Source organism: Paractinoplanes abujensis (genome assembly GCF_014204895.1).
GTDB lineage: Bacteria > Actinomycetota > Actinomycetes > Mycobacteriales > Micromonosporaceae > Actinoplanes > Actinoplanes abujensis.
The window spans coordinates 1,915,052-1,938,612 of record NZ_JACHMF010000001.1; the positions used below are offsets into that span (position 1 = coordinate 1,915,052).

19 protein-coding genes are annotated in these 23,561 nt (G+C 72.5%); 9 read left to right on the top strand and 10 right to left on the bottom strand.

The window, feature by feature from the left end:
* Window positions 1-187 precede the first annotated feature (187 nt).
* Window positions 188-667, top strand: a complete 480-nt coding sequence (locus BKA14_RS08235; protein WP_184950308.1) for a DUF6082 family protein — start codon at window positions 188-190, stop codon at window positions 665-667.
* Window positions 668-742: 75 nt separating this feature from the next.
* Window positions 743-1,351: a hypothetical protein gene (locus tag BKA14_RS08240; RefSeq protein ID WP_184950309.1), complete on the top strand. Its 609-nt coding sequence runs from the start codon at window positions 743-745 to the stop codon at window positions 1,349-1,351.
* Window positions 1,352-1,423: 72 nt separating this feature from the next.
* Here BKA14_RS08240 and BKA14_RS44965 read toward each other — a convergent pair whose 3' ends face one another.
* A complete protein-coding gene (locus tag BKA14_RS44965; protein WP_184950310.1) occupies window positions 1,424-2,188 on the bottom strand; it encodes a GNAT family N-acetyltransferase in 765 nt (254 codons plus the stop codon).
* A gap of 141 nt (window positions 2,189-2,329) precedes the next feature.
* A complete protein-coding gene (locus BKA14_RS08250; protein ID WP_184950311.1) occupies window positions 2,330-3,100 on the bottom strand; it encodes an ABC transporter permease in 771 nt (256 codons plus the stop codon).
* 55 nt (window positions 3,101-3,155) lie between these two features.
* On the opposite strand from BKA14_RS08250, the gene BKA14_RS08255 reads away from it, so the two are divergent.
* Entirely contained in the window at window positions 3,156-4,127 is a 972-nt protein-coding gene (locus BKA14_RS08255; protein WP_184950312.1) for an arabinan endo-1,5-alpha-L-arabinosidase, read from the top strand.
* Here BKA14_RS08255 and BKA14_RS08260 read toward each other — a convergent pair.
* Genes BKA14_RS08260 through BKA14_RS08270 form a run of 3 tightly spaced genes read right to left on the bottom strand, consistent with a single transcriptional unit; the run spans window position 4,081 to window position 6,090 of the window.
* Window positions 4,081-4,497 carry a nuclear transport factor 2 family protein gene (locus tag BKA14_RS08260; RefSeq protein WP_184950313.1) on the bottom strand — a complete coding sequence of 139 codons (417 nt, stop codon included), beginning with the start codon at window positions 4,495-4,497 and terminating at the stop codon, window positions 4,081-4,083. The two genes, BKA14_RS08255 and BKA14_RS08260, sit on opposite strands and share 47 nt — an antisense overlap.
* A gap of 13 nt (window positions 4,498-4,510) precedes the next feature.
* Window positions 4,511-5,509: a nitronate monooxygenase gene (locus tag BKA14_RS08265; RefSeq protein ID WP_239092397.1), complete on the bottom strand. Its 999-nt coding sequence runs from the start codon at window positions 5,507-5,509 to the stop codon at window positions 4,511-4,513.
* Complete coding sequence (locus BKA14_RS08270) at window positions 5,506-6,090, bottom strand: TetR/AcrR family transcriptional regulator (protein ID WP_239092396.1); 585 nt, start codon at window positions 6,088-6,090, stop codon at window positions 5,506-5,508. The genes BKA14_RS08265 and BKA14_RS08270 overlap by 4 nt, the downstream gene beginning before the upstream one ends.
* A gap of 73 nt (window positions 6,091-6,163) precedes the next feature.
* Here BKA14_RS08270 and BKA14_RS08275 point away from each other — a divergent pair, with 73 nt between their 5' ends.
* Complete coding sequence (locus BKA14_RS08275; RefSeq protein WP_184950314.1) at window positions 6,164-7,528, top strand: TrpB-like pyridoxal phosphate-dependent enzyme; 1,365 nt, start codon at window positions 6,164-6,166, stop codon at window positions 7,526-7,528.
* Here the strand turns inward: BKA14_RS08275 and BKA14_RS08280 are convergent.
* Window positions 7,525-8,541 (bottom strand): LacI family DNA-binding transcriptional regulator, encoded by a 1,017-nt coding sequence (locus BKA14_RS08280; protein ID WP_239092395.1) that lies wholly within the window; start codon window positions 8,539-8,541, stop codon window positions 7,525-7,527. The genes BKA14_RS08275 and BKA14_RS08280 overlap by 4 nt on opposite strands.
* 141 nt (window positions 8,542-8,682) lie before the next feature.
* Here BKA14_RS08280 and BKA14_RS08285 point away from each other — a divergent pair, with 141 nt between their 5' ends.
* From BKA14_RS08285 to BKA14_RS08305, 5 genes are read left to right on the top strand one after another with little or no spacing between them, the layout of a single operon-like run.
* A complete protein-coding gene (locus BKA14_RS08285) occupies window positions 8,683-10,620 on the top strand; it encodes a beta-galactosidase (protein WP_184950316.1) in 1,938 nt (645 codons plus the stop codon).
* Between the two features lie 2 nt (window positions 10,621-10,622).
* Window positions 10,623-11,552, top strand: a complete 930-nt coding sequence (locus BKA14_RS08290) for a carbohydrate ABC transporter permease (RefSeq protein ID WP_203721924.1) — start codon at window positions 10,623-10,625, stop codon at window positions 11,550-11,552.
* Window positions 11,549-12,394 carry a carbohydrate ABC transporter permease gene (locus BKA14_RS08295; protein ID WP_184950318.1) on the top strand — a complete coding sequence of 282 codons (846 nt, stop codon included), beginning with the start codon at window positions 11,549-11,551 and terminating at the stop codon, window positions 12,392-12,394. The genes BKA14_RS08290 and BKA14_RS08295 overlap by 4 nt, the downstream gene beginning before the upstream one ends.
* A 12-nt stretch (window positions 12,395-12,406) precedes the next feature.
* The gene (locus tag BKA14_RS08300) at window positions 12,407-13,729 is read left to right on the top strand and encodes an ABC transporter substrate-binding protein (RefSeq protein WP_184950319.1); all 1,323 of its coding nucleotides are present in this window, start codon (window positions 12,407-12,409) and stop codon (window positions 13,727-13,729) included.
* Between the two features lie 6 nt (window positions 13,730-13,735).
* Complete coding sequence (locus tag BKA14_RS08305) at window positions 13,736-15,811, top strand: alpha-galactosidase (RefSeq protein ID WP_184950320.1); 2,076 nt, start codon at window positions 13,736-13,738, stop codon at window positions 15,809-15,811.
* Between the two features lie 339 nt (window positions 15,812-16,150).
* On the opposite strand, the gene BKA14_RS08310 is transcribed toward BKA14_RS08305, so the two are convergent.
* The 4 genes from BKA14_RS08310 to BKA14_RS08325 are packed head-to-tail and all read right to left on the bottom strand — an operon-like array spanning window position 16,151 to window position 23,530.
* Window positions 16,151-18,856, bottom strand: coding sequence for an FtsX-like permease family protein (locus tag BKA14_RS08310; protein WP_184950321.1), 2,706 nt, complete (start codon window positions 18,854-18,856; stop codon window positions 16,151-16,153).
* Window positions 18,853-21,969 carry an FtsX-like permease family protein gene (locus tag BKA14_RS08315; RefSeq protein WP_184950322.1) on the bottom strand — a complete coding sequence of 1,039 codons (3,117 nt, stop codon included), beginning with the start codon at window positions 21,967-21,969 and terminating at the stop codon, window positions 18,853-18,855. The genes BKA14_RS08310 and BKA14_RS08315 overlap by 4 nt, the downstream gene beginning before the upstream one ends.
* Complete coding sequence (locus BKA14_RS08320) at window positions 21,969-22,646, bottom strand: ABC transporter ATP-binding protein (protein ID WP_184950323.1); 678 nt, start codon at window positions 22,644-22,646, stop codon at window positions 21,969-21,971. Before BKA14_RS08320 ends, BKA14_RS08315 begins: the two co-directional genes overlap by 1 nt.
* The gene (locus tag BKA14_RS08325; RefSeq protein WP_184950324.1) at window positions 22,643-23,530 is read right to left on the bottom strand and encodes an ABC transporter ATP-binding protein; all 888 of its coding nucleotides are present in this window, start codon (window positions 23,528-23,530) and stop codon (window positions 22,643-22,645) included. Before BKA14_RS08325 ends, BKA14_RS08320 begins: the two co-directional genes overlap by 4 nt.
* Between the last annotated feature and the right edge of the window lie 31 nt (window positions 23,531-23,561).

The window sequence follows — 23,561 nt, forward strand, 5'->3', positions numbered from 1 at the left end:
GGAACACGACGCTGTCCGGTACGGAATACATCGCAACTGCTCACGTACTGCCGGTGGAAGACTGCGTTGTCGACGCATTCGTCCACGTGAGAGCTACCGGGAAACCACGCGCCCTGATCGTCAGCGCCCTCCCGCACGCGGCCCCCTGACCCAGGCCGGAGCGGCGCACAAGGAACAGAGAGTGATGATGACCGATCTACCAACAGTCGTGTCGATTGCCGCACTGCTCGCCGTCGCGATCGCCCTCGTCGTGCAGTGGCAGCAGGCACGCACCGCTCAGGCCGTCGACGTCCGCGAGCGCCACTTCGAGCTGATCAAGCTGATGCTCGACCATCCGGAGCTCGACTACAACGCCACCGACCGGCCGCCCTCCGACGAGCGCAAGACCGCCATCGGCATGAGCCTGTGGATGGCCCACTGGAACACGCTCTGGCACATCGGCAAACTCGACGAAAAGGCCCTGCGGTTCAACCTCGAGGACCTGTTCGCCAACCCCGAGGCCCGCTCCTGGTGGCGCCGGGTCGGCAGCGCGTGGTCGTCCAAGGGCACCCGCAAGGAGCGCCGCTTCCTCGCCATCGTCGGCCAGGAGTGCGAGACCGCGGCCCGGGCCAAGCCCGCGATGCCGCTGCGGGAGCCGGTCAACAGCGGTTCGGGCGTCCGGGACTGATCGGGCGGGCGCGGCCGATTGCTCAAGCCGGCCGTGCGGGCGCCGATCAGACAGGCCCCTGCCGGAGGTGCCGTCATGAGCCTGTCCCGATACGCGCTGCGCACCGCCGGCTTCGGCGCGCTCTACCTGCTGGCCACCGTGGCCGGGCTGGCCACAGCGTCCTCCGGTGCGGGTGTACGCGTGGTCTGGCCCGCCGCCGTGGTGGCCGCCCTGTGGCTGGTCGCGCAGGGACGCCACGGCCACCGCAACCTCGACGTCATCGCGCTCTCCGTGCTGGCCGTGCTGGCCCCGGGCCACGACGGCGGCCTGCTGTCCTCGTTCGTGCACGCAGTGCCCCAGGTGGTGCCGGCGGTGCTGTTCGCGTGGTTGTTCGACCGGTGGCTGCCCGGCTACTGGCTCGGGCACGGTGACCGATTCCGCCGGCCCGGCCCGACCCTGACCCGGCTGGCCGCGGCCGCGGCGCTGGCGGCGCTGTCGGGGGCGGTGCTGCACAAGGTCGTCGACACGGAGCTCGGGTTCTCCGAGGCCGGCTACGTGCTGCTGCGGGACGGCGTGGCCGTGCTGCTCGGGGTTCTCGTGGTGCGCCTGGTCCGCCGCCGGGGTGGGGCGTCGCCCGGCGGCCGCTCCGGTGACGACCCCGGCCGTCCCGATTCCCGCCGCCCCGGCCTGACGCTGGTCAAGTAACGGGTCGACCCCCGCGCAACGGCGTCCCTCAACCACAACGCGCGCCGAGCAGGCGCCAGCCGTCGAGGACAGCTAGTCGTTGGCCGCGAAGACCGACCAGTTCTCGGCCAGCGTGAACCCCATGTCGAGATAGAGCGGCATCCCCGCCGGCGTCGAGTGCAGGTAGGCGGTCCGGGCGCCGGACAGCTGGGCCTCGCGCAGCACGGCCGCGGTGGCCAGCCGGCCGTAGCCCTTGCGGCGGAACGGCGGCGGTACCGCGATGTTGGAGACCCCCGCCAGGCCGCCCGTGACGATGCCGAACGCGCTGGCCACCGGCACACCGTCGACCTCGACGAGATAGGCGCGCGCGGCCGGCAGGGCGAAGACGGCCGGGTCGGCGAAGACCGCGAACAGTGGCTCCGGGGCCTCGAAACCGGCGGCCATCGTGCGCCGGTAGGGCAGGCTGTCGGCGGCGGTGACGCGGCGGGCGGCCGGGACGTCGGCGGCGTCGGCCGGAGTCAGCGGACGCACCAGCAGCGGCCGGGCCTCGCGCTTGGCCAGCCCGTGATCGCCCGCGACGGCCACGATCTCGGGGTCCACGGCGTCACCGCGCACCTGGATCGTCCAGGGCACCTGGTGCAGCCGGGCCGAGTCGGAGCATTCGGAGATCTCGGCGGCCGACGGCGTACGGGAAAACGCGGTGATGCCGTTGAGGGTCGCGAAGGGCGCGCCGGTCATGTATTCGGCGGTGCCGGCGGCCGTCTCGTGGAAGTAGCCGTCGGGCTGGGTGCCGGCCAGCATCCGGAGGGCGTCCAGCCAGGCCCGCGCGGCGGCGTCGGCGGCGGTTTCGAGGTTCACGTGATCAACCTACGGGGCGGCGAGCAGTCCGTTAAGCCACCGTGGGCCGCCTCTACGGGGGATCGAGGCGGCCCACGGGGTCAGGGGGAAAGTAGTTGCCGCACATCGTGAACCTGTTTCCGTCTTTTCGCCACCCCGTGCTCAAGAAGCCGGCCCGTACGTCCAGGAAGCGGCGCGCCGCAGCACGCCGGCGGCGACCAGCTCGACCGTGACCGCGACGGCCACCGCCTCCACCGCGAGCAGCGCGATCAGCACCAGCAGCTGGGTGGCCCCGGCCTGCAGAGCGGAGCCGCCGCCCAGCAGCACCCCGACGAACGCCCCCGGCAGCGTCACCAATCCGACCGTACGGGTCTGGTCGAGCGCCGGCATCAGCGCCGTGGCCGCGGTCGGCCGGCACACCTCGAGCGCCGCCTCGCGGGGCAGGAAGCCCAGGGCCAGCGCCGCCTCGTACTCGCCGTGCCGGTCGCGCAGCTCGTCGAGCGCCCGCCGCCCCGACAGGGACGTCGCCGTCATGGCCCCGCCGATCAGGATCCCGGCCAGCGGCAGCACGGCCACCGGGGCCAGCGGTGTCGTTCCCGCCGCGACCACCGCCACGCCCAGCGGCACCGCGCCCGCCGCGATCGGCAGCGCCGCCGTCCAGCCCAGCCGCACCGTCGTGATCCGCCGGGCCGAGGTGAACACCGCCACCGCCAGCATGACCGTGATGAAGGCGGCGGTCGTCCACCACGACCGCAGCACGGCGGTGATGATCAGCGACACCGCGGCCAGTTGCACGACCGCCCGCAGCGACGCCGTCACCAGGTCGCGCCGCAGCCCCAGCCCACCGGCCCAGGCCACCGTGACCGCCACCACCACGAGCCCGGCCAGGACCACCGCGAGCACCGGGCCGGCCGACACCGCACCGTTGTTCATGCCGGAGATTTCATCAGCCGGGCAACTTCTGCCGCACCGCGGCCCACTGAAAGGTATGCGTAAATTCCTCCTCGCCGGGGCGACCGTGCTGCTGGCCGCCACCGCCGCCGTTCACGGCATGTCCGCGGCGAACGCCGCCACCTATCCCAACCCGGGCACCGTCACCGGCTCGACCGGGGCCCACGACCCGGCGATCGTGAAACGCCCCACCGGTGGCTACCTGATGGCCACGACCGGTGCCGGGATCACGCTCAAGACGTCGAACGACCGGACCGCGTTCGCCGACGCCGGGCGGGCCTTCCCGAACGGCACGTCGTGGGCCGACCCGTACACCAACGGCGACGCCAACCTGTGGGCGCCCGACATCTCGTACCGCAACGGCCGCTACGTCATGTACTACTCGGCCTCGTCGTTCGGCTCCAGCAAGTCGGCGATCTTCCTGGCCACCAGCACCACCGGCGCGGCCGGCTCGTGGACCAACCAGGGCCTGGTCATCGAGAGCACGGCGTCGAGCAACTGGAACGCCATCGACCCGAACCTGACGGTCACCGCGTCCGGCGAGTGGTGGCTGAGCCTCGGGTCGTTCTGGAGCGGCATCAAGCTGATCAAGCTGAACCCGGGCACCGGCAAGCGCGCCGACAGCAGCCTGATCAACCTGGCCGAGCGGTTCGTCAACAGCAAGTCGGTCGAGGCGCCGTTCATCTACGCCCACGGCGGCTACTACTACCTGTTCGTCGCGTTCGACTTCTGCTGCCGTGGCGCCACCAGCACCTACCGGATCATGGTGGGCCGGTCGAAGACCATCACGGGCCCGTACGTGGATCAGGCCGGGGTGGCCATGACGGCCGGTGGCGGCACGGAGATCCTGGCCGGTCACGACAGCATCCACGGCCCGGGCCACCCGGCCGTCCTCGGCGACACCGACGCCGACGTGCTGGTCTACCACTACTACACCGACTCGGACGCGGCCCGCCTGGGCATCAACCTGCTGGGCTGGTCGTCGTCGGCTTGGCCGTACGTCTACTGAATCGGCCTTCCCTGACGTGCGAATAATCGCGGGCCTCGGTGACCAGGCCGGCGTCGTCGAACCGGAGGACAGTGCACCCCGAGACAGTGAGCGGCTCGCCGTGGGGATAGGTGACCGCCCAATACTCCACGGCCGCCGTGTCACCGTCGACACGTGGCTCGTCGAACCAGACCTCGGCCGGTCGGCTCTCCACGCCGAAGCACTCGGTGAGATAGTCCCGCAGGCCGTGCCGCCCGGCGTAGGGGCGGAACATCGAGGCGTAGTAGTCGCCGTCGGGCGCATGGAGGCGGGCTATGGCCTCGACGTCCTGAGCCGGCCACCCTGTCCGCCACGTCTGCGCCCATCGTCGTGCCGCCTCGCGTATCTCCATGGCGGTGTGTCTATCAGCGGGGTGCGACATTTTCGGGTGTCAGCCGGGCGATCAGGTCGGCCGCCGGGGCGGGGCGGGCGGAGCGGAAACCGGTGCCGGCCCACAGGTTGAGGCCGTCGGCGTCGTTGTGCCGGGCGGCGGCGGCCCGCAGCGGGGCGGTCAGGTGGTGCACCGCTGGGTAGCCGATGGGGGCGGCCGACGAGTAGAGGTCGGTGAAGCGGTTACGCAGGGCTCGGGCCGGTTGGCCGGTGAAAGCTCTGGTCACGACGGTGTCCGGGGCTCGCTCGGAAAGCATGAAGGAGCGCTGGGCGGGGCGGGTGCCGGCCTCGTCGGCGAGGAGGAAGGCGGTGCCGCACTGGACTGCCGTCGCGCCCGCTCGGAGCAACTGTTCGACGTCCTCGACGTCCGCTACCCCACCGGCGGCGACGAGTGGTTTGTCGGCTCTGAGGCGGCGCACCAGGGAAGCGGTGGGGGTGTCGCCCCGGAAGGACGCGGGGTCGGAGGTGGCGGAGTGACCGCCCGCCGAGCCGCCCTGGACGATCAGCGCGTCCGGCTCGACGGCGAGCGCGGCGGCCGCCTCCGCCGGTGACGTGACGGTGATCAGCACCTGGGAACCGCCGGTCCGGAGCGCGGCCACGGCGGCGCGGGGCGGCACGCCGAAAGTGAAGCTGACGAACGGAACGCGGTAGGCGACGGCCAGCTCAACCTTGGCCGCGAAGTGATCGTCGTCGGCGAGCCGCAACGGTGGCAGGTCGATGCCGTAGCGGTCGGCCTCGGGCTGCAACAGGGCGCGGTACTCGGTGAGCGCGTCGATCGAGGGCGGTGGCGGGCCGGGCACGAAGATGTTGAGCCCGTACGCCCCGTGGACGGCGCGCAGCTCCTCCTCGACCTGGTGCGGCGTCTTGTAACCGGCGGCCAAGAAGCCGGTCGCGCCCGCCTCGGTCGCCGCGTTGACCAGGGCCGGGGTGGAGGGGCCGCCCGCCATGGGCGCGACCACGAGAGGGCGGATCACGGTGCGGGTGTCCCGAGGATGCCGTTGATCAGGTCGGTGATCGGGCTGAGCAGGGCGTCCGGGCCGGCCGAGGCGAGCGGCTCGAGTCTGGTGTTGGCGCGCAGCAACGCGATGCCGAGGGAGGCGGCGATCGTCACCTGGGCCCGCAGCAGCAGCTCGTCGTCGCCCTCCTCCCAGCCGGCCAGGGTGGCCAGGCGTTCGGCGAAGGTGCGCAGCATGCCGACGCGGATCTCGTCGGCGCGGGCGTCGCCGGAGGAGCGCAGCAGGAGCACGAGGTGACGCGGGAACGTGTCGGAGCCGATGCCGGTGAGCTGCTCGACGATGCGCCCGGCGACCTCGTCCAGGCGGGCCCCGCCGGCGGTGTGCCGCATCTGTTCGACGGCGCTGGTCAGGCAGGCCTCGAACAGGCCCTCTTTCGAGGTGAAGTAGCGGCTGATCAGGGCGACGTTGACCCCGGCGTCGTCGGCGATGTCGCGCACGGTCGTGGCCGCGTAGCCGTCACTGGCGAAACGGTTGCCGGCGGCGTCGAGCAACAGCTGGCGCGTGCGGTTCGCGTCCCGGCGCTTCACTCCCGTGGTCACCCGATCAGCGTAGCGGGGATTAAACGCGCGTTGACCGGCGACAACGCGGAGCGGATGGGTCAGGATCGGGACCATGAGCGATGACGCCGCGACCAAGATCCTGCTGTCCGAAGAGGAAATGCCGCGCAGCTGGTACAACATCGTGCCGGATCTGCCCAGCCCGCCGCCGCCCGTGCTGCACCCGGGCACGCACGAGCCGGTCGGGCCGGACGATCTCGCGCCGCTCTTCCCGATGGCGCTGATCGAGCAGGAGGTGACGACCGAGCGGTTCGTGACCATTCCCTCCGAGGTGCTTGAGGTCTATCGCCTGTGGCGCCCGTCGCCGCTGTTTCGCGCGCACCGCCTGGAGAAGGCGCTCGGCACCCCGGCCAAAATCTATTACAAGTACGAGGGTGTCTCGCCGGCCGGGTCGCACAAGCCCAACACCGCGGTGCCGCAGGCCTATTACAACGCGTCGGCGGGCATTCGGCGGCTGACCACGGAGACCGGCGCCGGGCAGTGGGGAACGGCTCTCGCGTTCGCGGCCGCGCAATTCGGCATCGAGTGCGAGATCTGGCAGGTGCGGGCCTCGTACGACCAGAAACCGTACCGGAAAATGATGATCGAGACCTTCGGTGGCACCATTCACCCGTCGCCGTCGGAGCTGACCGAGGCCGGGCGCAAGGTGCTGGCCGACGACCCGGATTCGCCCGGCTCGCTGGGCATCGCGATCAGTGAGGCCGTCGAGGTCGCGGCGCAGCATCCGGACACCAATTACGCGCTGGGCAGCGTGCTCAACCACGTTCTGCTGCACCAGACCGTGATCGGTGAGGAGGCCTTGCTGCAGCTGGCCAAGGTCGGGGCGGTGCCGGACGTGATCGTCGGCTGCACCGGCGGCGGCTCCAATTTCGCCGGGCTCGCCTTCCCGTTCCTGCGCGAGAAAATGGCCGGGCGGATGGCGCCGGTCATCCGGGCCGTCGAGCCCGCCTCCTGCCCGTCACTGACGAAAGGCGTTTACGCCTACGACTTCGGGGACACGGCGGGCATGACACCGCTGATGAAGATGCACACGCTCGGCCACGACTTCATCCCGGACCCCATTCACGCGGGTGGCCTGCGTTATCACGGCATGGCCCCGCTCATTTCGCACGTCTACGAATTGGGTCTGGTGGAGGCGGTCGCCAAGACGCAGCGTGAATGTTTCGAGGCGGGGGTCGCGTTCGCCCGTTCGGAAGGCATCATCCCGGCCCCGGAGCCGACGCACGCGCTCGCCGCCTGCATCGAGGAGGCGTTGCGCTGCAAGGAGACGGGGGAGGAGAAGGTCATTCTCACTGCGCTCTGCGGGCACGGGCATCTCGACCTGCCCGCGTACGGGAAATTCTTGTCGGGTGAGATGACGGACCACTCGTTGTCGTCCGAGGCGGTCGAGGCGGCCCTGACGAAATTGCCCACCGTTTAGGCCGACTGGCGCCAGACCACGGGGGAGTCGAGCAGCACGCTCGGCTCCACCGGGTGCCCGGCGATCTGACGCAGCACCGATTCCGCGGCGTGACGCCCTATTTCGCGGGCCGGCTGGTGCACCGTCGACAGGGCGGGCTGGGTGCGCTGCGCCCACGAACTGTCGTCAAAACCGACCAGGCCGACGTCCTCGGGGACGCGCCGGCCGGCCTCGCGCAGCGCCTCGAGCGCGCCCGCGGCCACCGCGTCGGACGCGGCGAACACGCCGTCCAGCAACGGTTCCCGATCGAGCAGCGCGCGCATGCCCTTGACCCCGTACGTGTAGTCGTACAGCGGCACGTCGGCCACCAGCTGGGGGTCGAATCGGTCGCCCATGGCCTGTTTGAAGCCGGTGAGCCGGTCGGCGCCGGAATCCCGGTCGAGCGCGGCCGCGATCATGCCGATCCGTTTGCGGCCGGTGTCGAGCAGGCGCTGGGTGACGGCGCGGGCGGAGCCGGTGTTGTCGATACCGACGAACGGGATGCTGCGGTCGAGATCGGGCGGGTGGCCGACGAACGTCGCGGGCAGCCGGATCTCGGCGATGAGCCGGGTGATCGGGTCGTGCGAGCGGGCCGAGACGATGATCGCGCCGTCGACGAAGCCGCCGCTGAGGTAGCGCCCGACCCGCTGCATGTCGCGGTCGGAGTCGATGACGAGGCTGACCATCTGGTGGTCGGCCAGCGACAGCACCGCGTTGGCGCCCAGCATGATGGCGCCGATGTTCGGGTCTTCCAGCAGCAGCGAATGCGGCTCGAGGGCGAGGAAGCCGACGGCCTGGGAGCGCTGGCGGGCGAGCTGGCTGGCGGCCCGGTTGGGCACGTAACCGACCTGGGCGATGGCCGCCTCGATGGCCGTCCGGGCGTCGCTGGAGACGTAGCCCCCGTTGAGGACGCGGTTGACCGTGCCCCGGGACACGCCGGCCGCCGCGGCCACATCATGCACGGTGGCGCGGCGCGCTTTCCTGGGCCCGGTCACGGCACACATCGTACGGGCCGTGATCGAAGTTCCCTATTGACCCGCTGACCAGGCCGTGCCTAGTGTGTGCCCGTTCACACATTCGTCATCGGCGGGTTCGCGCGGCGAAATGTGTGCACGTGCACACACGAGAGGTAAGCGATGCTGCAACTGGGCTGCGACTACAACTACGAACAGTGGCCGCCTGCTGTCTGGCGTGAGGACATGGCCCTCATGCGCGAGGCCGGCGTGGACCTCGTCGCCGTCAACGTCTTCGGCTGGTCGGCCGTCGAGCCGCGGCCCGGCGAGTACGACTTCGCCGCGCTCGACGAGATCGTCGGCCTGCTCCACGACAACGGCATCCGGCTCAACCTCGGCACCGGCACCGCGTCGCCCCCGCCCTGGCTGACCAGCCGGCACCCGTCGGTGCTGCCGGTGACCGCCGACGGCACCACCCGCTACCCGGGCGGCCGCCAGGCGTTCTGCCCCAGCTCGCCGATCTTCCGCGAGCACGCGCTGCGCCTGGTCGAGCAGGTCGCGCAGCGGTACGGCCGGCACCCGGCGCTGGCCCTGTGGCACGTCTCCAACGAGCTCGGCTGCCACAACGCGCTCTGCTACTGCGAGGCCAGCGCGGAGGCGTTCCGGGTCTGGCTGGCCGCCCGGTACGGCACCACCGAGGCGCTGAACAAGGCCTGGGGGACGGCGTTCTGGAGTCAGCGCTACGACAGCTTCGACGAGATCCAGCCGCCCCGCCTGGCCCTGTCGGTGCGCAACCCGGCCCACCTGGTCGACTTCCAGCGGTTCTCCTCGGACGCGCTGCTCGACCACTACCGGGCCGAGGCCGCGGTGCTGCGCCGCTTCTCCGCCGCGCCGATCACGACGAACTTCATGGTCACCGCGCACATCCGCAACCAGGACTACTGGTCGTGGGCCGCGGACATGGACGTCGTGGCCAACGACCACTACCTCGACCACCGCCTGCCCGACCCCGTGGCCGAACTGGCGTTCGCGGCCGACCTGACCCGCGGGCTGGCCGGCGGCAAGCCGTGGATGCTGATGGAGTCGGCCACCGGCGCGGTCAACTGGCAGCCGTACAACCTGGCCAAGGAGCCCGGGCAGCTGCTGCGCAACACGCTGACCCACGTGGCTCGTGGGGCCGACACGATCTGCTTCTTCCAGTGGCGGGCCTCGGCCCAGGGCGCCGAGAAGTTCCACTCGGCGATGCTGCCGCATGCCGGGGTCGACTCCGCGACCTGGCGCGAGGTGCTCGACCTGTCGGCCGTGCTCGACTCGCTGGGCGAGGTCGCGGGCACCACGGTGCAGGCGGACACGGCGCTCGTCTTCAGCTGGGAGTCGTGGTGGGCCACCGACACCGAGGCCCGGCCGTCGCAGGACGTGCGCTACCTCGAGCAGGTGCACGCGGCCTACCGGGCGCTGCGCGAGCTGGGCGTGACCGTCGACATCGTCGCCCCCGGCAGCGATCTGACGCGCTACCGGGCGGTGGTCGTGCCCTGCCTGCACATGGTCTCGGACGCGTCGGCGGCAGCGATCGCCGGCTACGTCGAGGGCGGCGGCCGGGCGGTGATCACGTTCTACAGCGGCATCGTCGACCCCGACGACCGCGTACGCCTCGGCGGCTACCCCGGCGCCTTCCGCGACCTGCTGGGCGTGGTCAGCGAGGAGTTCGCCCCGCTGCTGCCGGGACAGTCGGTCGCGCTGGCGAGCGGTGGGCAGGCCACGGTCTGGACCGAGCGGCTGCGCACCACGACCGCCGAGGTGGTCGAGGCGTACGCGGACGGCAAGCCGGCCGTGACGCGCAACCAGTACGGGGCCGGGCTCGCCTGGTACGTCGCCACCGTGCTCGAGCCGGCCGGCCTGCAGAACGTGCTCCGGCAGGCGGTCGGCGACCGCACCGGCGGCACCAGCGACATCGAGATCGTCCGCCGCCGCGGCGACGGGCGCGACTACGTCTTCGTCGTCAACCACGGCGGCAAGGACATCGAGCACCCGATCACCGGCACCGAGCTGGTGACCGGTCAATCCGTCACCGCGTCAGTGCTCGTGCCGGCGGGCGCGGTCCGGGTTGTCAGGGAGGCATGACCATGACACAGATACTCACCGCGGCTCCGGCCAAGCCGGCCCCGCCATCCGGGGCGAAGCCGGGCCGGGCCGTGCGGCACGGGCGGGCCGTTCCGTTCTTCGTGGTTCCGTTCGGCATTCTGTTCGTCCTGTTCTATCTGCTGCCGATCGGCTACGCGATCGTGCAGTCGCTCTACACCGTCGAGCGCACCGGCACCTTCGGGCCGGCCCGCGAGGTCTTCGGCGGCTTCACCCAGTACGAGCGGGTCTTCTCCGACGGCGCGTTCTGGACGTCGATCGGGCGGGTGCTGGCCTTCGGGGTCGTGCAGGTGCCGGTGATGCTCGGGCTGGCCCTGCTGCTGGCCCTGCTGCTCGACTCGGGCCTGGTCAAGGGGCGCCGCTTCTTCCGGCTGGCCTTCTTCGTACCGTACGCCGTGCCGGGCGTCATCGCCGCGATCATGTGGGGCTTCCTCTACTCGCCCAACCTGTCGCCGCTCAAGCCGGTGACCAGCGCGATCGACTTCCTCTCGGCCGACCTCGTGCTGTGGGCCATGGCCAACGTCGTGACCTGGGTCTACGTCGGCTACAACATGCTGATCATCTATTCGGCCCTGCTGGCCGTCCCGGCCGAGGTGTACGAGGCGGCGCGGCTCGACGGGGCCGGGGCGTGGCGGATCGCCTGGTCGATCAAGATCCCGCTGGTGATGCCGGCGATCGTGCTGACCACTGTCTTCTCCATCATCGGCACGCTGCAGCTGCTGGCCGAGCCGCAGGTGTTCCGCAGCTTCTCGTCGGCGGTGTCGAGCACGTACACGCCGAACCTCACCGTGTACTCCACGTCCTCGATCCCCAACTTCAACCTCGCCGCGGCCTTCTCGGTCGTGCTGGCGCTGACGACGTTCGTCCTCTCCTTCGTCTTCCTCCGGATCACACAGCGCAGGGGTGACGCATGAACGCGCCGGTTCTGATCAAGCAGCGCGCGCTGCCCACGCTCGTGATGGCCGTCTGCACGCTGTACTTCCTGACGCCGATCTGGTGGCTGTTCGTCGGGGCCAGCAAGAACTCCGACCAGTTCACCAGCACGAACCCGCTGTGGTTCGCCGACTTCGAGCTGTTCGCCAACATCGGTGACCTTTTCGCGTACCGGGACGGGGTCTTCCTCCGCTGGATGCTCAACAGCATCCTCTACACCGGCGGGGCCGCCCTGCTCGGCACCGTGCTCGCCGCGATGTGCGGTTACGCGCTGGCCAAGTACCGCTTCCGCGGCCGCGAGCTGCTCTTCAACGTCGTGCTCAGCGGCGTGCTCGTGCCGGCCACCGCGCTCGCCCTCCCGCTGTTCCTCATGTTCAGCAAGGTCGACGCGACCAACACCTTCTGGGCTGTCTTCCTGCCCAGCCTGGTCAACCCGTTCGGCGTCTACCTGGCCCGGATCTACGCCACCGCCGGCGTGCCCGACGAACTGCTGGAGGCGGCTCGCATCGACGGCTCGGGCGAGATCCGGACGTTCTTCAAGGTCGCCACCCGGCTCATGTTCCCGGCCCTGGTCACCATCTTCCTGTTCCACTTCGTCGCCGTCTGGAACAACTTCCTGCTCCCGCTGATCATGCTCAGCGACGAGCGGCTGTTCCCGGTCACCCTCGGCCTCTACACCTGGAACACCCAGGTCAACCAGATCCCCGAACTGCGCGGACTGGTGATCATCGGTGCCCTGCTCTCGATCACGCCCCTCGTGATCGCGTTCCTGCTTCTCCAACGGTTCTGGCGCAACGGTCTGGGTGCCGGCGCCGTCAAGTAAAGGACACACAAGATGCGCAAAGCCCTTCTCAGCGCGATAGCGATATCCGCGCTGACCCTGTCCGCCTGCGGGTCCGGCGACGACTCCAGCTCCGACGGCGCGCCGGCCGCCTCCTGCGCCCCCTCGTCCGGGCCGGTTTCGCTGACCTACACGACCTGGATCCCCGGGATCGAGAACGTGGTCAAGGTCTGGAACGACAAGAACCCGAACATCCAGGTCAAGGTGCAGACCGGCCCCAACGGCAACGGCGGCACCTACCAGAACTTCTTCAACCAGCTCAAGGCGGGCAACACCCCCGACCTCGGGCACATCGAATACGACGCGCTGCCCAGCTTCCGGGTGCAGGACGGCCTGTTCGACGTCGCCTCCTGCGACATCGTGGCCAAGGCCAAGGACCAGTTCATCCCGTGGACGTGGAACCAGGTCAGCTTCGGCGACGAGAAGACGGCCTGGGGCATCCCGCAGGACTCCGGCCCGATGGCGCTGTTCTACCGGGCCGACCTGTTCGAGAAGAACAACATCGCCATCCCGAAGACCTGGGAGGAGTACGCCGCGGCGGCCGCCAAGGTGAAGGCGGCCGGCGGCTACATCACCAACTTCTCGCAGAGCGACATCAACCAGTTCGCGGGCTTCGCCTGGCAGGCCGGGGGCCGCTGGTTCGCCAACGACGGCCAGCAGTGGACCGTCGACCTGACCGACGACAAGACCAAGAAGGTGGCCGGCTACTGGCAGGACCTGATCAGCAAGAAGCTGGTCTCGACCGTCCCGCCGTGGACCACCGAGTGGGACAACGCCTACAACTCCAGCTCGGCCTGGACCTGGGTCTCCGCGGTGTGGGGGGCCAACTCGATCATGAGCGGCGCGCCGAAGACGGCGGGCAAGTGGCGGGTCGCGCCGATGCCGCAGTGGAGCGCCGGCGAGAACGTCGCGGGCAACTGGGGCGGCTCGGCCACCGCGATCTTCAAGAACTCCAAGCACCCGTACGAGGCCGCGCAGTTCGCCCTGTGGCTGAACACCAGCGAGGAGGCGCTCGGCCTGCTGAACAAGGAGGCCCAGCTCTACCCGGCCACCACCGCCGGAACCAAGTATTCGTACCTGGCCAACCCGGTCGAGTTCTATGGTGGCCAGAAGATCTACGAGACCTTCGCCGAGGCCGCCACCCAGGTGACGCCCGACTTCACCTGGGGACCCACGATGACCTCGACCTACACCAGCGCCTCGGACGGCTTCAAGGCCGCGGTGTCGGGCCAGGGCACCCTGGAGGAGGCACTGAGCAAGGCCCAGACGTCGACCATCGACACGCTCAAGTCGCAGGCCATTCCCGTCAAGGAGTAAGACGCGTTGTTGATCCACCTGCAGGCCGCGGGCACCAGCCTCGTGCTGGACGCCCGCGGCCCGCGGCTGCCGGCCGTCCTGCACTGGGGCGCCGCCCTCGGCGACCTCACCGCGGACGACCTTTCCGCGTACGCCGAGGCGGCCGTGCCCGCCGTCCCCCCGAGCTCGCTCGACACGCCACCACGGCTGTCCTTGCTGCCCACCTTGGGCGACGGGTGGAGCGGGCGGCCCGCCTTCTCCGGCGCACCCGGCCGCCCCCGCTGGGAGTTGACGGAGGCCGCGCAGCCGGCGCCGGGCTCGGCCGTGCTGATCTCGGCGGCCGGCGCGCTGACCGTCACGACCGAGGTCGAGCTGAGCCCGCAGGGAGTGCTGCGGCTGCGGCACACCCTGGCCAACACCGGCGCGGACGACTTCGACCTGGGTTCGCTCGGCGTGCTGCTGCCCGTGCCCGAGCGGGCGGCCGAGGTGCTCGACTTCGCGGGGCTGTGGGCCTACGAACGGCAGCCGCAACGCGCCCCGCTGCGGCACGGGGCCTGGACCCGCGAGACCCGGCACGGCCGGCCCGGGCACGACGACCCGTACCTGATGATGCTGGGCACTCCCGGCTTCACGTTCGGCTCGGGCGAGGTCTGGGCCGTGCACCTGGCGTGGAGCGGCGACAAGCAGCTCTGGGCCGAACGGCAGACCCTCGGCGCGACAGTGCTCGGCGCGGGCGAACTGCTGGCCCCGGGCGAGGTGCGGCTGGCCCCCGGCGACGACTACACGACGCCGTGGACCGTAGCCGTGTACTCGGCCGCGGGCATCGACGGGCTGTCGCGCCGGCTGCACGACTGGATCCGCTCCCGCCGCGCACCGCTCAAACCCCGCCCGGTCGTGCTCAACACCTGGGAGGCCGTCTACTTCGACCACTCGCTGGACCGCCTGACCGCCCTGGCCGACGCGGCCGCGGCGGTGGGTGTGGAACGGTTCGTGCTCGACGACGGCTGGTTCCGGGGCCGCACCGACGACAAACGCGCCCTCGGCGACTGGACCGTCGACCCCGACCGCTGGCCCGACGGCCTCGGCCCGCTGATCGAAGCCGTGCACGAACGCGGCATGGAGTTCGGCCTGTGGCTCGAACCCGAAATGGTCTCGCCCGACTCCGAGCTGGCCCGGGCCCACCCCGACTGGATCCTCGGCGAACCCGGCGCGGCGACCTGGCGGCATCAGCTCGTGCTCGACCTGGCCGTGCCGGCCGCCTACGACCATCTGCTGACGAGCATCAGCGCGCTGCTCACCACGTACGAGATCGCCTTCGTGAAATGGGACCACAACCGCGACCTGCTGCAGGAGGGTTCGGCCCACCGGCAGACGACCGCGCTGTATCGCCTGCTGGCCGAACTGCGGCGGCGTTTCCCGGCGGTCGAGATCGAAAGCTGCGCCTCCGGTGGGGCCCGCATCGACCTGGGCATCCTCGACCACGTCGACCGCTTCTGGACCTCCGACACCAACGACGCGCTGGAACGCCAGCAGATCCAGCGCTGGACGAGCGTGCTGATGCCACCCGAACTGCTCGGCTCACACGTGGGCGCGCCCACGGCCCACATCACCGGCCGCGCCGGCGCGCTCGGCTTCCGCCTGGCCACGTCGCTCTTCGGCCACGCCGGCATCGAGTGGGACCTGACCACGGCCGAGCCCGACGAGCGGGCGCAGATCGCCGCCTGGGTCAAGGAGTACAAGCACCGTCGCTCCCTGCTCCACAGCGGCACGGTCGTCCGCTCCGACGGCGACGACCCCACCCGCTTCGTCCACGGTGTCGTTTCGCCGGACCAGCGCACGGCCCTGTTCGCCCTGGTGTCGGTGCGCGCTCCGCATTCCGCCGTCCCTTCCCCCGTACGGTTCCCGGGCCTCGACCCGGGTCGGCGTTATGTCGTGCGCCCGCTCGTGCTGGGCGGCCCGCCGCGCACGCTGCAGGACGCGCCGCCCCCGTGGCTGGCCGCCGGGGAGGCCACCCTGCCGGGCCGGCTGCTGATCGAGGCCGGCCTGCCGCCCGGCCTGCTGACCCCGCAGCAGGCGGCCTTGTTCACTGTCGACGCCGTCTGAACCGGACCCCGGGTTTCATGCTCGAAGGCCCGGACGGGCGACGCCGGTCATGGCGGGCGCAGCCCCTCCGGTGGCGCCGTGCCCGGGGTTCCTCGCGTTGCTGCGATCAGGATCAGGGCGGCCGGCCCGGCGCTGACGACCACGGAGTGCAGCGAGACGGCTGTCATGGCCGCACGGACCGCGGCCCGGCCGGGCGTGCGACGCCACCGGCCGGGCCGGTGGCGAGTTGCCCGAGCCGCTTCCAGCCGAGCGGAGCCTCGGGCCCGCCCGCCCTGGGTCAGCCCGCGCCGGTGGGCGGTGGTGCGGTGACCCGAGCCGGAAGCCGGGACCGGCCGGTGGTCATCCGCCGACCCGCAGCACGTCGCTCAGCCGGCGCCGGCGCCGGGTGGACGCCTCGACCGTGACGATCGCCAGCAGGGTCACGAGCAGCGCGACGACGGTGACGGCGACGATCGGCCACCACGGTGTGACCGGGGACGGGTCGGTGGCCTGGGCGGTCAACCGGCGCAACGCCAGGGGGCCGAGGGTCAGCCATCCCAGCAGAGCCCCCAGCGCCGGGGCGACGAGGGCCGCAACCACCACCGGCGGCAGCAGTTCGCCCACGGCGACCAGGCGTGTGTCGCGGGGACGTAGCCCCAGGGTGCGCAGCCGGGCCAGGGTTTCCCAGCGCAGCGGGGCGCTCGCCGCGGCGGCCAGCGCGAACCCGAGCAGGCCCAGGACGAGCAGGATGCCCGACGCCAGCAGGCACAGGTGGGCCAGGCCGGCGGTGAGCGGGGCCGTGCGGCGCTCCTGCAGCAGGTCGGTACGCAGGACCACCCGTCCGCCGGTCGCGGCCTGGCGCAGCGCTTCGGCCGCACCGGGGCCCGTGGCCCAGACGGTGTTGGGTTCGTAGTCCAGGCCGGGCGCGCCGGCGTCGACCACGACCACGTCGTCGCCGGCGCCCAGGGCGGGCGCGGTGCCGACCGCGGTCAGGGCGATCGCGCTGTTCGTGACCACGGGCAGGCTGAACCGGACGCCGGGCGTGAGGCTGCCGTCGGCCGTACGGACCAGGGCCGGCACTGTGCCGGCGGTCGCGCCGGGGCCCAGCGGCGGCAGCCCGGGCAGCGGGGTGTCGGCCAGCAGCTGCCGGAAGGCGGCGGTGTCCACGATGACCAGTCGGGCCGGCACGGTCGTGTTGTCGGCGATGAAGTTGGCGTTGTCGTTGATCTGAGCCGCGACCGCGTGGCGGACACCGGGGGCGGTGGCGATCCGGGCCGCGATGTCGTCGGCCGCGTTCGCGGAGTCGGCGCTCAGGCTGAGGCGGGCGTCGGCGCCGGTGCTCTGCCAGGCACCCTGGGCCAGGCCGCGGTCGGTGGTGGCGTACAGGGTCAGGGCCAACGAGCCGAGGGCGAGAGCGGTGGTCAGCGTCAGCGCGGGCAGGACGCGGGACGAGGTGGCGGCGGCCCGGGCCGCGCCGAACAGGGCCAGGGGGCGGCGCGAGCGCAGGGTGAGCCGCAGCACCAGGCCGGTGGCGCGCGGCAGCAGCCGCACGAGCAGCAGGGTCACGGCCAGGGCGCACAGCGTGGGCGCGGCTGCGGGCAGGTCGATCACGGAGCCGATGCCGCGCTGGTGCAGCGCGACGAGCGCGGCGGCCGCGAGGGCGACCACGGTGGCGTCCGCAGCGATGCGACGGATCATCGCGGTGCGGCGGATCCAGCGCCGGGCGCTGCGGTTGGCCGGCGCCCGGCGGTCGCGGGTGGCCCGGGCGGCGGCCAGGGTGCCGAAGGCGGGGGCGGCGGCCGCGGCGATCAGCGTGAACGGCACGACCCAGGTCAGCCCGGCGCTGCCGGTCAGCACGACGGCCAGGACGAGTCCGAGCAGAGCAGCCGGGACGGTGACGGCGAGCGACTCGACGGTCAGCTCGGTGGCGAGGGTGGGCAGCCCCGCGCCCCGGTGGCGGGCCGTGGTCAGGGCAGCGGTGCGTCGGCGGGTCAGCAGGTCGGCGGTCAGCGCGATCACCAGCAGGGCCGCGGCCAGCACCCCGAGCAGCAGCACCGACGCCTGAGCGGTGGCGGTGGCGATCTGGTCGCGCAGGTCGCTCAGCACGCTGTCGAGCTGAGTCGACCATTTCAGCGACGAGTCGCGTTCCGCCGAGACGGCCGAGCTGCCTTTGAGCTCGGCCACCGACGCGGCCAAGGCCTGGGCGGACTCCCAGGTCAGGGTGGCCGGGTCCACGTCGAAGCGGACCACGCGGCTCAATTGGTCGGGGCGGAACGCGAGCCGGGCGTCGGGCACGGAGCCGGCCGTGAGCAGGGCGCCGAACCGGGTGCTGCCGAAACCGTCCCGGTTGGCCGCCGGGCGCAGCAGCCAGGGGGCCGGGCCCCACACGGGATCGGCGGCGTCGGTGGGCCGGAAGATGCCGGTCACCCGGACGTCGTAGGGGTTGCGTTGTTCGTCCTGAACCGGGATGCGGTCGCCGGGCTTGACGTTCAGCGCGGTCGCATCGGTCTCGGACAACCCGACCTGGACCGGCCAGGGGTCGCCGTTGAGCGGGATCTCGATGGTCTCGTCGGTGGTCGAGGCGCCCGGCGCACGCCCGGCAATCCAGGTGACCGGGGGCTCGCCGGTGGCGCTGCGCAGGTATTCGAGTCGCAGCCGTCGCTGGACGCTGCCGTCGGTGATCGCCAGCGAGATGCTCGAGACGGACGTGACCGGCGGCCGCAGCGCGGAGCGCAGGCTTTCGTCGAGCTCGTCCTGCGCCCGTTCGCTGAGGTCGGCGATGTCGGCGGCCAGTCCCGGGGCCCGTAACCGGCCCCCGGTCGGGCCGTAGTCGTCGGGCCATTCGGCTGCGATCCGTACGGCGGCGTCGTCGGCGGCCCGGCGGACCGCGTCGCGGGTGGCGTCGTCGGAGGTGGAGCGGATCAGCGGCGGCGTGGCCCCGGCGAGCAGCACGACCACGGCCACGACCAGGGCGACCAGCGCCAGCGGCCCGGCGTCGGCCCGGGCCCGCCCGTGCACGCTCGGCCAGTGCAGCGTCAGCAGGAAGCGCCGGATCAGACGGCTCATGAGGCGACTCGCAGGTGGGCGGCGTCGGCCCGGCGGGCCTGGACGAGGACGGCGGCGCCGACGGTCAGCCCGCAGACGGCGATCAGCGCCCCCAGCAGCAGCACCTCGGCGCCCCAGGGCCAGTACGCGGTCGCGGGCGGGACCGCCGCCGCGCCCGTCTCGGAGCGGATCAGCAGCGGGGCGACCAGGGCGGAGGTGAACGCGCCGACGCCGGTTCCGGCCGCGAGCAGGGGCAGCACCACCAGGGCCTGTTCGCCGATCAGGGCGGTGCGGATGCCGCGGCGGGACACGCCGAGTCCTCGCAGGCGGGCCACCTCGACCGCGCGGGCCTGCATGTCGGTGACGACGTGCAGCAGCACCCCGCCCAGCAGCAGCAGGACCGCGGCGGCGACCAGCACCCGCAGGAAGGCCGGGTAGGAGGCCCGCAGCGGGCTGCCGATCAGCCGTTCGGCCTCCGAGTCGCGGGTGACGACGGTGCCCAGCCGCTTGTCGGCGAGCGTGGCCGCGGCCGAGGCGGCCGGGTCGGCGGCCCACCACGCGGTCACGGGGGAGTTCACGTTGCCTTTCACGGCCAGGATCCGGGTCAGCCAGTCGAGGTCGGCCAGCACGGCCGGGGCGCCGGGCGCCGACGGCACCTGTGGCACGACGGCGCTGACGACGGCGGGCACCGCGGTCTGGTCGACCGCGAACGTCAGTTCGGACCCGCGGGTCGCGCCCACCTTGGCGGCCAGTTCGGCCGAGACCACGACCGGCATCGGGCCGGGGTCGCCGAAGGAGGTGGCCACCGGCACCCGGCTCGACGGGGTGGGGTCGGCGAAGCTCACCGTGGCGGTCAGGCGCAGCCGGCGGCCGTCGAACGTGACGTTCTCGGCGGTCAGCTGGCTCGATTGCGGTGAGGCGGACCGGACCGTCCAGGGCCGGCCGGCCGGCCCGTCGGCGGGCAGGCTCAGCGTGGCGTCGATCGCGCTCACCTGCTGCGTCCCGGCCGGGCCGCTGATCGGCAGCGCGACCCCGATCAGACGCAGACCGTCGACCGGCGCGCAGCCGGTGACCGTGTGCGGGCGGCCGTCGAGGACGGCCGGGTCACCGGCGCAGCTCGTCCGGAGCCCGCTTTCGTCCTGCAGCAGCAGCTGGGGTGTGACCAGAACCGGCCGGCCCCCGGTGGCCGTCCCGGTCACCGTCACCGTGGTGTTGCGGGGCAGGTCCGGCCCGGCGACCGGCGCGGTGGGCCGCAACGGCCGGATCGTCTCGGCCCAGTCGCCGCGCCCACGCAGCAGGTCCCCGCCCGTACGGGTGTCGACCGCGACCATCTGCGGCCTGGTGTCGGGTCCGCCCAGCCACTGGCCGACCACGATGTTCTGCCGGGCCACGGGACTGACCGGGCCGCCGGTGGCTGCCCCGACGACTGCGCTCTGCCCGGTCGCGGGCGCGCCGTCGAGGGTCAGGGCGAAGTCGGCGCCGACGGACAGGTCGGCCTGGTCGCGCTGCGAGGCGTGCCAGGTCGAGCCGAACGCCGTCCCGAACGTGGCGGCGGCACACCCGAGGCAGATCAGCAGCCCGGCGGCCATCGCCTGGGAGCGGCGCGCGGCCCCGGAGGCGGCCAGCGACCAGGTGAGCCCGCGGGACCGGCCGGCATAGCGTTCGGCCACCCGCAGCAGCGGCGGGAGCAGGCGCAGGGCGAGCGCGGCCCCGGCCGCCAGAATCAGGGCGGGGGCCAGCACCCGGACGGTGTCCGCGCGGTAGCCCGCCCCGGCCGGCTGGGCCCGCAGCTGCCACCACCCGACCACGGCCAGGGCCAGCAGCAGCAGGTCGAGGCCGGAGCGGGCGATCAGTTCGCGGCGGTCCCGGGGGCCGTTCGCGGGGCGAGCCGCGGCCAGCAGGATGTGCAGCGTGGCCAGGGTCGCGGCCGCGCAGGCCACCACGAGCACCTGGGTGCCGGTCACGGTGACGGGTGCGGCCAGCCCGGCCCCGGACAGCGGGGGCAGGTGGGTCAAGCCGGCGAACAGCAGCGCCGAGGCGGGCACCGCCAGTCCGAAGGCGACCGCGGCGATGCCGCCCGCCTCCACGGAGGCGACCGCGACGAGCTGGCGGCGGCTGGTGCCCAGGGCGCCGAGCAGGTCCGTCTCCCCGCTCCGCAGGGCGGTCGTCAGACGGCCGGCCAGGGCGAGCGCGATCGCCGTGAGCAGCAGCCCGATCAGGGCCAGGGCGAGGACCGAGCCCGAGGTGAGCTGCCGCTGGTTGCGGGCGTCGATCAGGACCTGGGGCAGGGGGGAGGCGACCCGTTCGATCTCGATGCGGTCGCCCAGCGTGCCGCTGAGCCGCCGGTCGGCCTGCAGCAACGCCGTGGTGACCCGGTCGAGGTCGCGGCGGGTGGGGTCGGACAGGTCGGGACGGGCCGACACCTCGAGCCGGCCCAGCGCCGACCCGCCGGCCAGCAGCTCGTCCAGGTCGACCAGGAACGGCCCGTACGCGTTGACCGGACGGGCCGACGTGCTCTCGGGCGGATCGGCGTCGAATCCGGTGCCGCCGAGCGGGTCTCGTTCCCAGCCCGCGTCCTGCAACGGGCGGACGACCCCGACCACCCGCACGGCGGTCGGCCCGTTGGGTGACCGGCCGAACTCGGTGCCGAGCTGGACCCGGTCGCCCGCTTTGAGCCCCAGCAGGCGAGCGGTGCTCTGCAGCACAGCCGCCTCCGGGACCGCCGCCCCGGCCCGCGGCCAGCGTCCGGTCACCAGCGTGGCCCGCGCGGGCAGGTCCTCGATCGCGGCCAGGTAGCCGCCACCGTCCACCCCGCCCAGGGGCAGCTCGCGCATCACCGACGACGCGCGGGTCAGGGTGGTCGCCCGGAACGGCTCGACGGAGGTGGTCAGCACGGTCCGGGTGTCGGCCGCGACCGACCGGGCGTTGGTCGCCGAGACACCGACCACGTACGCGGTGACGGCGACGTCGTCGGGGTCGGCGCGGGCCGCCGAGACCTCCACCGACCGTTCGGAGGTACGAGTGATGACCAGGGTGCTCGTGCCGAGCAGGGTCGTGCCGACCACGAGGGTGGCCAGCAGCGACAGCAGCAGCGGCCACTGAGCCCGGGCCCGGCGTGCGACGAGGCTCAGCACTACGGGGTCACGTGCCCGTCGGCGATGTGGATGACCCGGTCGGCCAGCGCCATCATCACCGGGTCGTGCGTGGCCACCACTGCTGTCACGCCTTCGGACTCGACCACGCCTCGCAGCAGGGCCATCACCGACAGGCCGGTCTCGGCGTCGAGCTGGCCGGTGGGTTCGTCGGCCACGAGCAGCCGGGGCGAGGCGGCCAGGGCCCGCGCGATGGCCACCCGCTGCTGCTGGCCGCCGGAGAGTTCGCCCGGCCGTTGCTGGGCGTGCCCGGCCAGCCCGACCAGGTCGAGCAGGAGGGCCACCCGCTTCTCGCGTTCGGCCGGGTCGGCCCGGGCCAGCCGCAGCGGCACGCCGACGTTCTCGGCCGCCGAGAGCACCGGGATGAGGCCGAAGGTCTGGAAGATGTACGAGACCCGTTCGCGCCGCAGCTGGGAGAGGCCGTCCTCGTCGAGGCCGCCCAGGTCGAGCCCGTCGACGACGACCGTGCCGCTGTCCGGCCGATCGAGCCCGCCGATCACGTTGAGCAGGGTGGTCTTGCCCGACCCGGACCGCCCGACCAGGGCCACCATCGTGCCCGGCTCGACGGTGAACGACACGTCGCGCAGGGCGTGCACGGCGGCCGGGCCGGCCCCGAACGTGCGGTTGACCCCGGCCACCGTGAGCAGGGCCTCGCTCATGCGTCGGGCCGGATCGTGATGTGGTCGGGTTCCAGGGCCAGCCGGACCCGGCGGGTCAGCGCGAGCGCTTCGCGGTAGTCGCGGGGCACCTGGATGCGCCCGGCCCGGTCCATCACGGCGTACTCCTCGGCGATGACGTGGGTGCCGCCGTCGTCGGCGGTGGTCGTGCGGCGCAGCACCTCGCTGCTGGTGCGCCCGTCGCGGATGGCCACCGTACGCTCGACCTGGCCGCTCACCGCGGGGTCGTGCGTGACCACCACGACGGTGACGCCGAGGTCGCGGTTGACGTCGCGCAGCCCGGCGAAGACCTCGGCCGAGGTGGCGGTGTCGAGCTCACCGGTCGGCTCGTCGGCCAGCAGCACGTGCGGCCGGTTGGCCAGGGCGACCGCGATGGCGACCCGCATCTGCTGGCCGCCGGAGAGCTGGCCCGGCCGCCGCTGGGCCAAGCCGCCGACGCCCAGCGCGTCGAGCAGTTCGCCGCTGCGTTCGCGACGTTCCCGGGCGGGCACGCCGGCCACGGTCATCGGCAGGTCGACCATCTGCTGGGCGGTCAGGTAGGGGATCAGGTTGCTGGCCGTCTGCTGCCGCACGAAGCCGACGGTGTGGCGGCGGTAGCGCACCCGGTCGGCCCGCGACATGGCCAGCAGGTCCCACCGGCCGACCCGGGCCCGGCCCGCGGTCGGCGCGTCGGTGCCGGCCAGGATCGACAGCAGGGTCGACTTGCCGGAGCCGGACGCGCCCACGACGGCCACCATCTCGCCGCGCTCGACGACCAGGTCGAGGCCCTGCAACGCCTGGACCTCGATCGGGCCGGTCTGATAGATGCGGACGAGGCTTTCGCACTCGATCAGTGCGCCGTCGCCGGGCACCGGCGCACTCGTCATCGTCGAACCCCCGTCGGTAAAGGCTCCTTGT